Annotated in this window: 7 protein-coding genes, 1 tRNA gene and 1 pseudogene; 6 read left to right on the top strand and 3 right to left on the bottom strand. The window is 48.7% G+C overall.

Annotated elements, in window-relative coordinates:
• The first annotated feature begins 22 nt into the window (after nt 1-22).
• The 5 genes and pseudogenes from KUIN1_RS00610 (at nt 23) to KUIN1_RS00590 (ending at nt 9,825) form a co-directional block, all read left to right on the top strand.
• Nucleotides 23-298, top strand: coding sequence for a hypothetical protein (locus KUIN1_RS00610; RefSeq protein ID WP_116800296.1), 276 nt, complete (start codon nt 23-25; stop codon nt 296-298).
• A 235-nt stretch (nt 299-533) separates the two neighbouring features.
• Nucleotides 534-3,167 (top strand): hypothetical protein, encoded by a 2,634-nt coding sequence (locus KUIN1_RS00605; protein ID WP_152091770.1) that lies wholly within the window; start codon nt 534-536, stop codon nt 3,165-3,167.
• 49 nt (nt 3,168-3,216) lie between these two features.
• Nucleotides 3,217-5,790: an adenosine deaminase gene (locus tag KUIN1_RS00600; RefSeq protein ID WP_232060008.1), complete on the top strand. Its 2,574-nt coding sequence runs from the start codon at nt 3,217-3,219 to the stop codon at nt 5,788-5,790.
• Between the two features lie 413 nt (nt 5,791-6,203).
• Nucleotides 6,204-7,365 (top strand): annotated as a pseudogene (locus KUIN1_RS00595) (IS3 family transposase).
• A gap of 363 nt (nt 7,366-7,728) precedes the next feature.
• Nucleotides 7,729-9,825: an ATP-binding protein gene (locus tag KUIN1_RS00590; RefSeq protein ID WP_116800556.1), complete on the top strand. Its 2,097-nt coding sequence runs from the start codon at nt 7,729-7,731 to the stop codon at nt 9,823-9,825.
• Between the two features lie 58 nt (nt 9,826-9,883).
• Here KUIN1_RS00590 and KUIN1_RS00585 read toward each other — a convergent pair whose 3' ends face one another.
• The 3 genes from KUIN1_RS00585 to KUIN1_RS00575 all read right to left on the bottom strand — a co-directional run bounded on the left by KUIN1_RS00585 (nt 9,884) and on the right by KUIN1_RS00575 (nt 14,004).
• On the bottom strand, nt 9,884-11,314 hold the full coding sequence (locus KUIN1_RS00585; RefSeq protein ID WP_116800557.1) for a DNA cytosine methyltransferase: 1,431 nt from the start codon (nt 11,312-11,314) through the stop codon (nt 9,884-9,886).
• Nucleotides 11,311-13,380: an ATP-binding protein gene (locus KUIN1_RS00580; RefSeq protein ID WP_152091769.1), complete on the bottom strand. Its 2,070-nt coding sequence runs from the start codon at nt 13,378-13,380 to the stop codon at nt 11,311-11,313. Before KUIN1_RS00580 ends, KUIN1_RS00585 begins: the two co-directional genes overlap by 4 nt.
• A 547-nt stretch (nt 13,381-13,927) precedes the next feature.
• Nucleotides 13,928-14,004, bottom strand: a tRNA-Arg gene (locus tag KUIN1_RS00575).
• Between the two features lie 143 nt (nt 14,005-14,147).
• Between KUIN1_RS00575 and KUIN1_RS00570 the strand changes: the two genes are divergently transcribed.
• Nucleotides 14,148-15,413: an FAD-dependent monooxygenase gene (locus KUIN1_RS00570; protein WP_172980027.1), complete on the top strand. Its 1,266-nt coding sequence runs from the start codon at nt 14,148-14,150 to the stop codon at nt 15,411-15,413.
• Nucleotides 15,414-15,447: the final 34 nt, after the last annotated feature.

Raw genomic sequence — 15,447 nt, 5'->3', positions numbered from 1 at the left:
TTCACATCCGAAGGTGGGCTGAATGCTAAACCTTTTGGCGGTGGGTAACGATGCATGCAAGCTCGGAATGACGCCTAGTCTTTACCCAAGGACGGATTTTCAATGCCATAAGGACCAATCGAACATCAATAGCTACGCTTTGAAAGTATCCGATAAGAAACGCGGCATGTTGGTCGAGCGCAGAAGAGGGCTGGCGTCACAATTGCGTGTGCTAGGTGATTTCATCCAGAAAATGGAAATTGGCTGCTCATGGGATCTGAAAGATCAAGAGTCTATTGACAATGAACGCAAGCCATAATATAGCGATAGGCTATCGCTGGCGTTGTGTTTCTCACTGTCAAATTTTCACCTGATACGACGTTCCTCCCACCTGATAAGTCAGGCCATATCTACATCAAGCGCACCTAGATGTTGACGTAAACGCACGGTTCGATTCGGCGTCAGCACCTAACCATCGTCCGATACTGAAGCGATGGGTAATTTTTGTAAACGCCATTTTTTGAATACCCGATTGTTTGGTCAAGGACAGATCCATGAACGATAAGTGTGTAGTGATAGACCTTTCTGCCAACGAAGCAGGTGTGCTGGAGGACTCTGCGGAGCAACTGCAGCACGAGGCATATCAGAAATTGAGAGATGGGATCGAAAAGCAAATCTACAGCCTCGGCACGTTCTCCTACCGAGACATTAGAGATACGGACATAACCTACCCAAGAGTTCATAACGCAATTTTGATCGAAGGGAGTCGTGGGAGCGGGAAAACTACATTTCTACTAAAGTCATTGGAAAAGCTTAAGCGAGACGAAGAGCTGCAGCTAAGCGTCCTGCGGCTTATCGATCCAACCCTGATCGAAACTAAAGAAAATATTGTTGTTGTTATTCTTTCTGCTATTGAGACCGCTCTTGCCCAAGTCCAAGGTGACACTAGAGCATTGGATGATGCTCGAGAGGGACTAGCCGAGGGGCTAGGACTGCTGGATGGAATTGGAGCCAGTTCAGTCTACGGATCCGAATGGGAGGATGCAAAATGGGTTATGAGCCAAGGTTTGCGCAAAGCCTCGAAGGGACGAGATTTTGAGAAGAAGTTAGGCATATATATTGAGCATGCGCTGGACATGCTAAAAAAGAAAGCGTTCGTGCTGACTTTCGATGATGTAGATACAAACTTTTCTCATGGATATATCATTTTGGAAACAGTCAGAAAATATCTGACTCACCCACGATTAGCTATTATACTTTCAGGTGATATTGAGCTTTATGGGCGCTTGCTGAGAAAAAATATCTACCTGGCGTTTGGCAAACAGCTTCTAGAGCGCGATCCCATACTAATGGGCTTAAGTAATCAAAGAGTAGGTGACGCTGTACTGGAGCTCGAAGAACAATATCTTCTCAAGATTGCCCCACCTCAGAATCGAATTTCAATGGTGCCTTTGGGTGGCCTCAAACAATATTCCGAGGGAAAAATTGAGATCATTCTTGTAAGTGGCACTCTAAAATCAGCTACTAAGGTAGAAGTAAGAAGATGGGCGAACGAAAGTATTAGCGAGCTCATGCACGAGATACCTAACGTCTCTATTCACCCCTTCTTCAACATTGTCGCAATGGAGCCACTGCGGCTTGTTATCGGCTATATGCGGGCGCTTGACGCTAAAAATGAAAGAAGATACAGCGCGATATTCACTGCATTTTCGACTCGCTTACACGCTCAAGGAATTCCGGCCGACCTAATTTCTAAGGGAGATTTAGATAGCTCTTTACGAATAGTCCTTGAATGGATGAGCAAGCAAAAGGATGCACCTGACCTCGTAAGATTTGGTGTTTCCTCTGATGTAAGTCGAGCGATTGTCGTACATTGCTTAGCATTGTCGCTGGCCCAGAAGCTTAGAGGGCATGTGGGTAATGCTCTGAAAGCACTCTTAGGTCTAGCCTTGCCGCTGGCAATGATGCGGCGGCCCGTGTTACTGGACACAGGAGTAAGGAATTCACTTTTTCGTTTTCTCTGGAGTCAATCTACCGTAACCGCATCAGAATTGGCGGCACGATTGGGAGCTGTTGATCGGAGCAATGAAAGGGCCAACAAGTTGAGAGGGTCGTCGTTCGGTTCTGTAGGGCTAGCCAATCGGGTTGACTCCAAATCTATGCTGCATACCTGGTATTGCGTGAGCGAAGGTAAGCCACATGTAAAAAATGTAATAGATTCGAAGGCCCTATCTGAACACTCTAAAAGGTGGCTAAAATCATTTGGGTCTAATGCTCAAGATTTGCAGGTACGTAATGGAACTGGTTGGCTCTTCATTGATGACTTGATAGAAGTCCGCTGTGGAAGATTTGGAGAGGTGCTCAGACTTCCGGTTAGTAAGCGTTTTAATGAGCGCGGCGAAGTAATGCGGTCCATCTCGGCGCTTTCCTTGCTGGGTGTTATAGCAGATCTCTTAACCGCTGATTATATTGAAGAGCTGGACGCATTTGGTCAGTTTGACGTAATCCTACCATTTGAAGACATTGAAAAAGCCTCTATCACATCTGACAACGATACGGATGATGATGACGATCTAGACGAGTATGGTGATGAGCCCGATCCTAAAAATCAAAACTCTTACGAAATTTTCAAATCAAGCATGAGAGATTGGCATGTTTATGCACGAGGTCTTGAACTGAAAATGTCCCCCGCCCTATTAGGCCGAATCGCTTTGCGGCTTCATGACGACTTACTTAGCTTGGACGAGAAAGTAACGACTAAGTGGCGGAGTGGCGAGATTTTACATAGACAGATAATTTGCATACTACATGGTATTTTAGCGACTTCCTCATCGGTTCAGGGGAGGAAGGAAACCTCAAAAACTTCTGATCAAGCTTTTGTAGATCTTTTAAGAAGATTCTCTGATGAGGATATGCCAGTGCTAGCTGCCGTATTACTATCCTGTCCGCTTATATGGATTTTTTTAGACCCCGTAGGATTAGGTTGTAAGCATAAGCTTTTTGATGTCGCAGGCAAAGCACTAAAACGAATGGGGGTGAATGGTTACATTCCACACCCCTATCTCACCGGACTTAAAAATGAAACTATAGAAGTCTTAATCGGACCTACCCGCGGTAATTCTTACAATATTGAGATCGTGAGCTTCTATGAACTGCTGAACGTTGTGCCGCGTTATGCAGCTAAGTAATTCTAGCGTTTATCGCTCTACTGAGTCAGAACTCTTCCAGGCTTTGGAAATGGTTACGTATGCAAAGTCTGTATTTCTCAACGTCGATTTATTACGTTCAGCGGAGGATATTGTCCGTGATAGCCGCGATACTGATGTCGCTTGTTTTTACGAAGACGGACTAACAAAGGTACAGGCCGAGGATTGGCTAAAAAGTTTCAATCAGGGCCGCTTCATGCAGATGAGCCGCCTGAATCCTCTGGTGACGGATGACATACTAGAAAAGCGACTGTTAAGGACTGTCCGGGAGCTTTCGTTGGATGGAGCTCACGTTCAATTACCATCTTTGCTTCATCGGCTAGCAGAGACATTTCTGTGCGAAGGAAGCGATGGCTCCATCCGTGTTCGCACGCGTCTGTTGGAGCCTTGGCAAGCCCTTATTCTTGTTGTGCCGCCTTTACTGGTAACTTCAGCCTGGATCGCTAACCAGCTGAAATGGTCTGGTCATTGTCCGATCGACTATCAGGAACGAGAGTGCGCGATCTTTCGTTTTCAGCGTTGGCTTAGCGATTCAACCTTGCCAGTTGATGACGACCCGTTTCTCGACCATCTATGCAGGACTCAGGGATTAGATGAAATTCACATGCATCTAAATGGCACTACTGAGGCGGAAAAGGTATGGGGAGATGCTCTGATCAGTCCGCAGAAGGTAGTAGGGGCACTTACTTACAAAACGCTCAAGCGTGAATTTGGTCTGCATGTGGCTGTAGGCAATGGCGTTGATCGTCTATTGCGGCAAGAAGATTCACAACTTCAACCGACCAAATTGATGCTGCGTGTTGAAAATGCTGCGGTGCTCAAGGCTATGCTATTACGCTGCGCTGTTGAGGGTGCGGCGATGCCAGGCAAAAGGGAAAGAGTTACATCAGCGCAATGCCACCTCAGCAAGGCGCGGCAGATGTGCTTGCCACACTCTGCTCTACGCTTGGGAACAGTTGTGACCGAGGCTTGGCAACTGGTCACATTACTAACTAGCTTCAATAATCGCATTTTGTCAGAACGTCATGGTTATGCATTCTGGCATTATGCGCTAATCCGATCTCAGTTTTGCAGGCTGTTGGTGCAACAGGCCCAGCATAAAGGTTTTGATCAGTTTCAATATATAACTCTTAATGAATTGCGGGAAGTTACAGAACAGGATTATGCTGAACGCTTCCGACAGATTGAGCGCGGCCATCAGCAAGTCGTGGATTTTCTAGAAGGCCGCTTCGCCCCTAAAAATCATCCAGACAAGACAGCAGCGCTAATAGGAAATATTTTACGCGGCTATTTAAAATTCCTGAGTGAAGATGAAGGTAGTCAAATATCGTCCGAACAATGCTCTTCGAAATACAGCTCTTTGTCTGAACTGCTAGAGAGGGTACGGGAGCTTGAAAGGGGTCGATCTAACGTTCCTAAGTCAATCCGACGCTTACGGCTAGGGCTGGTACCTCACTTCATTAAGCAGACCACTTACAGTGAGCGAGACTCTTTTTTTTCAAACAGTCGTGTGCGTCCTTTTTGCCGCGATGTTCGACTACGCTGTGAGACCGACCATAGTGCACGGGCGCTGATAACATTACTCCAACGCACACAAGGCCTAGAAAGGCTAATTCGTGGAATTGATGCTGCTAGCAATGAGAGACATGCTGGGCCCGAAGTGTTCGCCCCCGTTTTTCGGCGGATGCGTACCGCTGGCGTTCGCCGATTCACATATCACGTAGGAGAGGATTTTTCGCATTTAGCGTCTGGCTTGCGTGCTATTAGCGAGGCGGTGATGTATCTCGGCCTAGATGCAGGATGCCGGATTGGTCATGGTACCGCCGCGGGTATTAGCCCTAAAAAGTGGTGGGATTCAGTGCAGGGTTACGTGGTTTTGCCACTGGAAGAGCGCCTTGATGATCTTGTATTCGCTTGGGATACCTTGGTCAATGCAGGGATTCCCATAGACAGCATAACTAAGATTGAAGCCGAGATCCGTTCGCTGACTATGAGGATCTGGCAAAACCCGACTCTCACTCCAGATGTTCTAGCCACGGCTTGGAAACTACGCGCTTTAGATCCTCTGGTAAGGGATACAGGCAGCAGTGACGTAGACCCGAACCGTCGAGCTGAAGCGATGCGTTATGCAGAAGCTCGTGATCGGCATCCAGAAGCTCATGCCCAGTTTTTGCTAAGGCATGGCGTAGGCGCAACAATGAAGCAGCTGCAGCGGTGCCAAGAAGAAATCGTAGTGTTCAGGAAGGATGATGTTCTAAGCCCCAAGGTATTACGAGGCTTGCAGCAGGCAGTCCTCAAACGTCTCGCCGACTGCACTATAGCCATTGAGACTCTTCCCACTAGTAACGTACGAATCAGTATTCATGAGGGCTACAACGAGCATCATGCAGTTAATTGGCTGGGGTTGGGTAAACATTCGACGGAAAGCTCTGTCGCGATAGTAATGGGCTCTGATGATCCCGGTATATTTGCAACAGGTTTACGCCAGGAATATGCACACCTCCTAAGAGTACTTCGAGGCCGCGCTAAGAATCTTGGCAACCCCTTGCAAGCGGAAGCATTGGTACAGCGAGTGTGTACTAATGCGAAAAGATTTCGTTTTTGATTGCCTATGAAACAATGGTAGCTTACCAACGATAAATGTAAACTAAAATTCCTAATATTTTTTTGACAGCGCCATCCTTACAAGGATGGCGCTGGTTAAAAAGTTGGATAATCTAATTCTGGTACTTATGATTATATCTGTTTCACCACGGGTCTATGGAACCGCAATGTGCTCGCTGCTCGACTATAGGTTGTGAATTGCAGAATCAGGGTCATCGCTTCGATAATCATTGGCACCAAGCCGCTTGGGCCGGTTTGGAGGCGGCTCCATAGGTACTCCAAACGTAGTTGACACATGACCTAACTTGCAGCTAACGCTATCCGCGTATTTAAAATTTTCATGTCCGTCACTGTAGTGATCTAATGATTCCGGACACCCATTTAGGCGAGAATATCGCCAGCTAGAGGTGTCTGATGACCAAACAACGCCGTACCTTCGCTGCTGAATTCAAACGCGAGGCCGCAGGCCTCGTGCTCGATCAAGGATATAGCCATATCGAAGTCTCACGCTCGCTTGGGGTGGTCGAGTCAGCGCTGCGCCGCTGGGTGAGCCAGCTCCAGCAGGAGCGCAATGGCGTAACGCCTCAGAGCAAAGCCCTGACGCCAGAGCAGCAGAAAATCCAGGAACTGGAAGCCCGGATCGCCCGTCTTGAGCGGGAGAAATCTATTTTAAAAAAGGCTACCGCGCTCTTGATGTCGGAAGAACACGAGCGCATGCGCTGATTGATCAGCTCTGTGCCCATGAGTCGATCGAGTTGCTTTGCAAAGTGTTCGAGATACCTCGCTCGTGCTCATACGACCATTGCCTGCTACGCCGAGCCCCAAACTCTGAGCGGGTTCGTCTATGCAGCCGGGTCAATGAACTGTTCTGGCAAAGTCGAGGCGCTGCCGGCAGCCGCAGTATCGTTTCGATGATGCAGGAGGATGGCGAGCAAATCGGTCGGTTCAAGGTGCGTGGCCTGATGCGGGACTTGGGATCAATCAGCAAGCAACCAGGCTCGCATGTTTATAAAAAAGCAACAGTGGAGCGGCCTGACATTCCGAATATTTTGAATCGAGAGTTTGATGTACCCGCGCCCAATCAGGTCTGTTGTCGCGACATCACCTACATCTGGGCGCAAGGAAAATGGCATTACCTGGCGGTGGTTATGGATCTTTAATGCGCGTCGGATTGTAGGGTGGGCGTTTTTGAACAAGCGATACGGACTCGGTGATCAAGGCGCTGGACATGACCTATGAGTAACGCGGAAAGCCCCAGGGCCTTCTGTTTCACTCGGATTAGGACGCTCAATATGGAAGTCGACAATATCGCCAACGATTTTGGCGATATCGTATACGCCCGAGCATGAGTCGCCGAGGTAATTGCTACGACAACTCGCCGATGGAGCGTGTATTGCGCAGCTTGAAAACTGAGTGGATACCGACCGTGGTCTACATGACAGCCCAAGAGGCTCAGCGGGATATCAGTCATTACCTGATGCATCGTTACAACTGGATTCGGCCACACCAGTTCAATGGTGGACTGGCGCCCGCTCAGTACGAGAAAAACCTTAACGTCGTGTCCGGGACCAGCTGACCACTACAGTCCCCTGCGCGGGATATGAACACACATCCCGATGGAGAACCACTGATGAAGGGCAGTAGGGTTATGAAAGGCTGCATCTTCATTTTTAAGTAATTGATTTATATAGATTTTATTGGTAGCTCACATTATCGTAGCGTTGGAATATGAAGTTACATCTACGAGCGGTGTAACAGATTCGCGATGTCTCGAGGCCATACACGATGCCTTAGGATGGTTACAGAGGATACAGTGATGATTTCTTATGCTGCAATCACAGGTAGAGCGTGGCATTCTAGTGGCCACTAACCCACATAGCGCAGGGATGGTCATGCAGACCTGGACAAAGCGCGAGCACGGAATGGAAGGCTGGATATAGTGACTGACCCCTTAGAGCATGCGCCCCTCACCCTTAGATTTGCGCATAATGTGATTGAGCATTTAGGCCTAAAGCTATATCAGAATAAGCCTACGAATGTGTTAGCCGAGCTTGTTTCCAATTCTTGGGATGCAATGGCTAAAAATGTTTTTGTTGATTTGTTAACCGATGACCTAGGTATACCCGAAGCGATCAGTGTGTTTGATGATGGCGTGGGAATGAGCAAAGCGTTATTGATCAGCAATTATTTGGTAGTGGGAAGACCGAAGCCAAGACCAGAAGATATCAAGAAAGTTGAGTCTCGTTATCCGATGGGTCGCAAAGGTATTGGGAAGCTAGCCCCGTTCGGAGTCGCACGTATTGTCCATGTTGTTACAGTCTACAAAGGGTCTACAATGTGGCTCAGGTTCGATTACAACATGATGCTGCAGTCGGAAAATGAAGACGTCTCAGCTACAGCAATATACGCCCCGAGAATCGTGGCAGATCAAGTTCCATTAGCGGAATTAAAGAATAACGAATTTCCGGAGATGGAAAAAACGCTTACCCGATTTGTAAAGGCAATAGAAGCCACTAACTCTGGAACTTTGATTTTTTCTACAGAGCTAACTTCAAAACGCTCTATCCCAGTCAGCCAGCTGCGAGAGTCTATCGGTAGGCGTTTTACCGTTACTCTCACCAGGCCTGATTTTAAGGTTCATATCAATGGAGAGGTTCTTGGAGAAAGCGACGCTTTTCCTGAGTGGGAGTTGCGCATACCGTCAGAAGGTATGTTAGAGCAGTCCCTGACCACACTCCAAGGCGAGAGAAAGATAAAATATTGGGTAGGTTTTGTAAAGTCAGCAACATGGTCACAAGAAGAAGCGGGGGTAGGTGTCTATGCTCACGGAAAAATTGGCCAAGACAGACCTTTCTTTTTCGGTGTAAAAGGTCGTGAGATTTTTTCTCGATATATGTACGCCGTTGTCGAGGCTGACTGGATAGATGAGCTGCAGCAAGACACCATTTCGACAGATCGTACTAGCGTTAACTGGGAGGATCCTGACTTAGAGTCCCTTCATGAATGGGGAGCAAAATCAGTTTTGTCTTGGATTAAGGATTACGAGAAAAAGCGTAAAGAAATTTCCGACAAGGAAGATCAAGAGTTAATTAATCGTGTAATTGAGAAGTCGCCTAGCATCAAATTGCGCGCATCAGAAAAAACTCATCTCGCCTCGTTGATTAGCGATGTCTCTCCACGTCTAGGTAAGGATCAGGAGGCCAAAGTCCGATTGATTGAGGCCGCAGCCAAAGCTTGGGTTCATGAACCAGCTCGCAAGCTCATTAAAGAGCTGTGGAAAGAAGTAACTGCGTTTGAACCAGATGGATTTGTGGGATCGATTAACAGGCTAAACGATGAGCTAGTTCCAGAAAGTCTATCGCTGGCTGTAGCGTTCTCTTTGCGGGTTTTTGCATTAACACAACTCCATGGACATATTCTAAAAGGTCAAGAAACACAGCTTCAACAGTTAATCGAAAGCTTTCCTTGGATTTTACATACGAAATACGAGAAGTACGTTTATCGTAAAGCGTTAGCAACCATTGTTAAAGAAGAGGCGCACCTTATTGAAAAGCGCAATCCTTTTCCTACAATGCCGGCCGATAGAACGCTTCCCGACTTCGTATTCTTTGGAACTCCGGAGGATAAAGAAATATTGATTGTGGAGCTGAAGGGGCCGGGGGATGTTGCGGAAAATGAAGAATACCAACAGTTGCATTCATACGTTTTGTATTTATCCTCACGATTTCAAACAGCTAATGTAAGTGGGCTTTTGGTAGCAGGTTCGCATGCTCCTTATTTGTCAAAATATTCATCTCAGGTGATTGGTTTTGAAACGTGGGATAATGTCTTGCTTCGATCGCGGCGTGGACATATGGATTTGCTTAGTGCTCTATTAGTCGGAACGGACCCGTACGGCGATGACTCCAGAATACAACAGGTTTGTGAGCTGGGGGGGCAAGCTGTGCAAGATTTCTTGACTCAAATGAGTGATAGAGAACCGCTGCTGCGCGACTTGGTTACCAAGCTCAAGCCTGTGCCGGGTACACCTAAGTAACTTAAAGTCTAATAGCTGCGCAAATAAAAAATCCGCGCAGCTAGATTTTTTAGAGAACTTAAGGATTACATTCAAGAGCTTCGGGAGTAGAAGCTTTAATTTTTTCTTTAATCAGCTTTGGAGCGAGGTTTAGATTGAAGTAGGTTCTAGGGTCTTTCCGCCCGTCTTTACGAGCAGCTGCGGCCAATTTATCCCAGCCCTTTTTAACGCGTTCATCACTTTGCGCCATCGGTGCAATTTCCCATTTTCTCAAGAAAATGCTCCGCAGTACTTGTCCGTGCATTTTCGTGAAAGCTGGAGGGACCGCCTCACCAATCATTTCACGGACATTCGAATGTCCATATTTGCTAAGGGTGTTCCCCCATTTGAAATCAGAAGGAAAAGTTTGTAAAAGAGCGCATTCTATAGGGCTAAGTAGGCGATTCTGTGTCGGATGAATTGTGTAGTCGCTGCCAATATGGCCGCTTGCAGTCGTCACAGTTGCTGCTGGGCGTTCGGCGTGCATTCGTCTATAGCTACTTTTGAATCCCCTCACGAAGCGATAGGTTCCTTGGTCCATGACGATAGGTCGCAATAGAGGGGATCTGCAAATTGGGCATTCAATCGAGTCGGCGCTCACGTTGACGGGGCCGCAATCAAGACATTTTTCATTTTCCCATGCACTTTTACCTGATGATTTAGGTATTGCTGATACCATCGCATATATTCGATCATTCCAAACAGGAACGGAATGAAATCCCGCGTACTCCGCAGCGGTTGCTGAAGTCGGTGTAGCTGCATCTAATTCTGGCAAGCCAAAGCTATCAAGTGCTTGCATAATTGTTACAGGCCTACTATTACCGACATCTAAGGCATGTGTAGCTCTCGGAAAAGGAGTGCGCCCGATTTTTAACATATCTTTCAGGCCGGGTAAGTCTTTGCGAACTAGCGTGAGAAACGCTCGATTACGAGATTGCGGAACACCAAAGTCGCATAAATCAGTAATAATCGGAAAGGCGACATAGTTTTCAGCAAGCGTGCTGATTAGATAATTCGCAGCAGAGACAGGCTCTTTATCCTCCGGGTGGTGCACTTTACGTGAAAAGAAAGCTGGTACGTTTTCTACAACCAGAATTCCAGGCTGTAGCTCTAGGGCGACTTTCGCAACAATGGTAACAAGGAGGTTGCGCTCGTCTTTTGAGCCAGCCTCGGGATCGTCATGGCTTCCCTTTCCTGAGCGTGCTGAACTCATCCCTTGGCACGGCGGACAGGCGCATAGGAGAGCAGGACGAATTTTTCCAGCCCTAGATCGATACTTCTTTATCACGGCTGGCCAAGTAGCTCTCAGATCCCCAGCTACTCCTTCCGCGCCTTCATGATTTAATAAGCAAACCTCTAGTCTTCGCGGATCGAGCTCGGCCATTACTTCAAATTCAAAACCTGCTTTCCGATAGCCAACATCGCCGGCTCCGCAGTTAGAGAATAAACTTACTGCTCGCAACTTCTTCATATCGTATTGCCTTGTCTTTTTTCTTCGCCTAGCTCGTAGACATCCAAAAATTGCTCATGGACTTTTTTCGCGCGACTAAGAAAATCTCGCCATGTTACGCGCTTCAATCTTCCACTTTTCTCAAAACTTTGATAGGCGTGCTTGTTTGCGCTTTTTCTTAGGTTTTCGCCATCTGCTACCAAGTCAATTCGCCACTCTCTATAAAACTCAGCTACTGTGATTTTGTTTTCATCAAAAAATTTTTCGAATGCGTCGTGATAATTTATAAGCCGCTCAAAATCGCCGTCATCCAGTGTATGTGACGACTTTTTTATTTCGACAATATGCAAGAGTCCGTCGATAGTAACTAGAGTGAAGTCTGGACGCTTGTCTTCGTGCCCGATAGCTAAACTTATCTCAGTTCCATGTTGTTTTTTCCAAAATGCTTCAAATGCATGTTTGAAATTTTTTAAACTTTGATTTTTTGTAACTACGGTCCATGATGGCTCGATAAGCCAAGGAGCTTTGGCAATAAGAGCCTGAAATTGATACTCATTCATAGATTCATCGATGATACGCTCTAAGTCCTTTATAACTCGCACACGTTGAGCTGCTATCTGCGCGTATGACGCAAGCTCTGCAATTTGAGCCTTATTAAATATGTCTAGCATTTGACCCAATGAGGCTTCACCTTTGATCGCCTGATTGGTGAATTCATGGAAAGCCTCCATTAGTGCCTGATGTGGCGCGACAGATAGAATAATCTGAGACAGATCGTCAACATAAATCTCATCGTTAAGTTCGTCTTCAGCTGCAAAACCGCCAAACTTTTTTGCAAGCTCAATCGCCACACGCGTAACCTCTCTATCTCCAAAGCGCTCTTTAGCTTTGCTTTCAATTCCGGATTTTTTAAGAAATTCATCTCTAATCCGAATTCGACGAGGCTCTCGAGAGGTGCGGGCTATTTCTTTGATAAGCTCGGCACCCCACTTACGAAGCAGCTGTCCATAGTCAGAATCCCATAGTATATCTTGACGGTCGGTTCGAACCAGATCCTCCCCTTGGTCAAGGTCGAGCCACTCTGCTTCCACCTGCCCTACCAGATATGAGCGCATTGCAAATTCACCAGTGAAACCCGCCGGTTGATTAAAATCACGAGTTACCCCCGCAATTTTTCCCCGGGCGTAGATTCTCACACCCATCATTTCTTCGTTTTTATATGCTTCTTTGGCCATTCCCAGCCAACCTTTCACTGCAAGCATGGTGCCGTCATCGGCGATAACTGGCCTACTAGATACATCTACACGAGTACCTGGCAGAAGAGGAATATCTAATGGGTCTACCGTAAACGGCTCATCTTCTGGTTTGTTTTTATCAACGATTACAATTTTGAAGTCTGGCTTGGCAAAGGTAAATCTCACAGATAACTGTCGCAGGAAAGTTTTTTGATCTGGTACACGCTTAGCTAAAAAGGACGTCATCCGAATTCGCGTGCCGGACTTAGGACTCCATTTTCGATCCTGGTCGCCAATCTCCAAGGGTACGGCGTCATCTTCATCTGTGACAATTTTGTCGAAATCCATGTGGAAATGGGATATGGCGTATCCATTGGAGGTCTTTTCCCCACCCGCTGACCACACTTCAATTTTTCTGCAAATTCCGAAGGGTGCTAATTTTCCTATACCCTTTCGCCCCATTACAGGACGTTTCTTCTGCCTTGATTTGCCTCCATCCTGGCCAAGCCGAGTTCTCCGGTCGGCGCCAACCCTTAGAAAAAAATTGCTCGCTTCCTCTGGTGACATCCCATGGCCGTCATCCTCTACATCTATCACATGTCCGAGATCAGCAAGCACGCCGCCGGATTGCGATGCTAGCTGGATGTTTAGCGGGAGGCGGACGGTGACCGCTTCGGCGTCTGCGTCATATCCGTTTGCAATGAGCTCAGCTACTACCGCACTTGCCTTGTCGTAGAGCTTTACACCCAATTTGTCGACCGTCAGCCTAGATATCCTTAGGCGATAAGGTGGGTCTTGAGAGAGGGTGGATTGATCAGGGGAGAGGACTTTTGACTGGTCAGAGGTCGGCATCGGCAATTCCTTCTGGTGGCGGCTATTTCCCGGGCCGCATCCTTAGACAGGAATCAGCTTAATCCAATAATTATTGCATGGTAGGAAGAAAATTCTCAAAAAATGCCGACAGAGAGCCTTGAGCTTCGGTTCTTGCATTTTTCCCTGGGGGCGACCGGGCTGAGGCTTGCCCATCACTGATATAAAAACTAGCTTAACTACATAGAGATTGGGGAGTTAAGGCTCAGTTATGCCGATTTGGCTTGAGGTGGTTTGACATTGTCACGGGCAATATCGATATTTTTTGCTTTATTGCAGTGGCCTAACGCCGTTGAGCGTCTTTAAAACTCAACGCTCCTTTTTCAATCTGGTCTACGACCAATAACATAAAGGCCAGCGTGCGATCGCGCTGGCTGCGCCTTTTGCCCGAATCCATTGAGTCCTCCTGAGGAGAGGTCAGAAGGTATAAACCTTATTCAGGACGGGACACTAAAAACAAAAAACCCGCACAAGGCGGGCTTTCGGAGTTCTTTGTAGACTGTCAACGACACATCCAGACTGCAAAATATGGTGCACCAGGCGGGATTCGAACCCACGACCCCTGCCTTCGGAGGGCAGTACTCTATCCAGCTGAGCTACTGGTGCGACGCGGGCGCCATGATACTCACATGGGTACGGGGCGTCCAGTTGCGGGCGGTGTGCGACACAAATCATCCGCCTTCGATCCCCCCACACCCAGCTCCACCCACAAAGGAACAGCCCACCGCTACCGGCACAACCACCAGCTGGTGCATGATGCTCCCCATACCACTCCGTCAGTTCGTTCCCACCGAGGGCCTCTTATCAATCAGTTCAAAAGCATCGAGCGCAGCCCGTGCCGCGTTCTTATTACCGGGGCCAGTATCGCGGGGTGTGCCGCGGCCTGGTGGCTGACGCAGCGCGATTGCGATGTCACGGTTGTCGAGCAGGCGCCTGCCTTTCGCGATGGCGGGCAGAATGTGGATGTGCGGGGTGCGGCTCGGGAGGTCTTGCGCCTGATGGGGCTTGAGCAGGCGGTGAAGGATCTCAATACCGGCGAGACGGGGCTTGCGTGGGTCGATGAGGATAACCGCACGGCGGCGCGCATCGATCTGGCCGGTCTGGACGGGGACGGCCCGACGGCTGAGCTTGAGGTGTTGCGCGGTGATCTTGCGCGTCTGCTGTATGAGGCGTCGTCTGCTGATGCGTTCTATCGCTTTGGTGATCGCATCGTCTCGGTCGAGCACGATGCGGAGGGCGTGTCGGTTACGTTCGAGGGCTGTGGCGAGGAGCGTTTTGATCTGTTGATCATTGCCGAGGGTGTCGGCTCGCGTACGCGGGAGCTGGTGTTCCCCGGAGAGAATCAGCCGCGCCGGATGGATTTGGCGTGCGCGTTCTTTACCGTGCCTCGTGCGCCGACCGATAGCCAGACCGCGCGCTGGTATAGCGCGGTGGGCGGTCGCAGTGCGGGTGTTCGTCCGGACAATCGCGGTACAACGCGTGCGTTCTTTAATGTGCAGGGCCGAAGCCACCTGACGGTCGGCAATAGCGTTGCCGAGCAGAAGGCGTTTCTTCGCGCGTCGTTTGCGGGCGCGGGCTGGGAGGTGCCTCGTCTGCTGGAGGGGATGGAGGCTGCGGAGGATTTCTGGTTCGATGACTTGCGTCAGGTGAAGATCGATCGCTGGTCGAATGGCCCGGTGGTACTGCTGGGCGATGCGGCGTGGTGTGTCACGCCGCTGGGTGGAGTCGGCGCTTCGTTGTCGCTGATTGGCGCGTATGTGCTGGCGGGCGAACTCACCAAGACCGATACCATTGCCGAGGCGCTTGCCTCGTACGAATATGTCCTGCGCCCTGTGGTGAAAAAGTCGCAGAGCGTGCCGAAACTCGTGCCGCGTCTGGTCCATCCTCGCACTCAGACCGGGGTGAAGATCCTGCGCGCCGTGCAGCGGCTGGTGGCAACGCCCTTTATCAGCAAGCGTGCTGCCAGGGCGCTGACCCCGGCGGTGCAGTCTTTCACGCTTCCGGATTATCGATAGCGCTACAGGCGTGGGTTAATGCCTGCGCCACAGG

It is taken from the genome of Pseudomonas sp. KUIN-1, assembly GCF_009176725.1.
GTDB lineage: Bacteria > Pseudomonadota > Gammaproteobacteria > Pseudomonadales > Pseudomonadaceae > Aquipseudomonas > Aquipseudomonas fragariae.
This window is presented reverse-complemented; position numbering and strand designations above follow the sequence as displayed.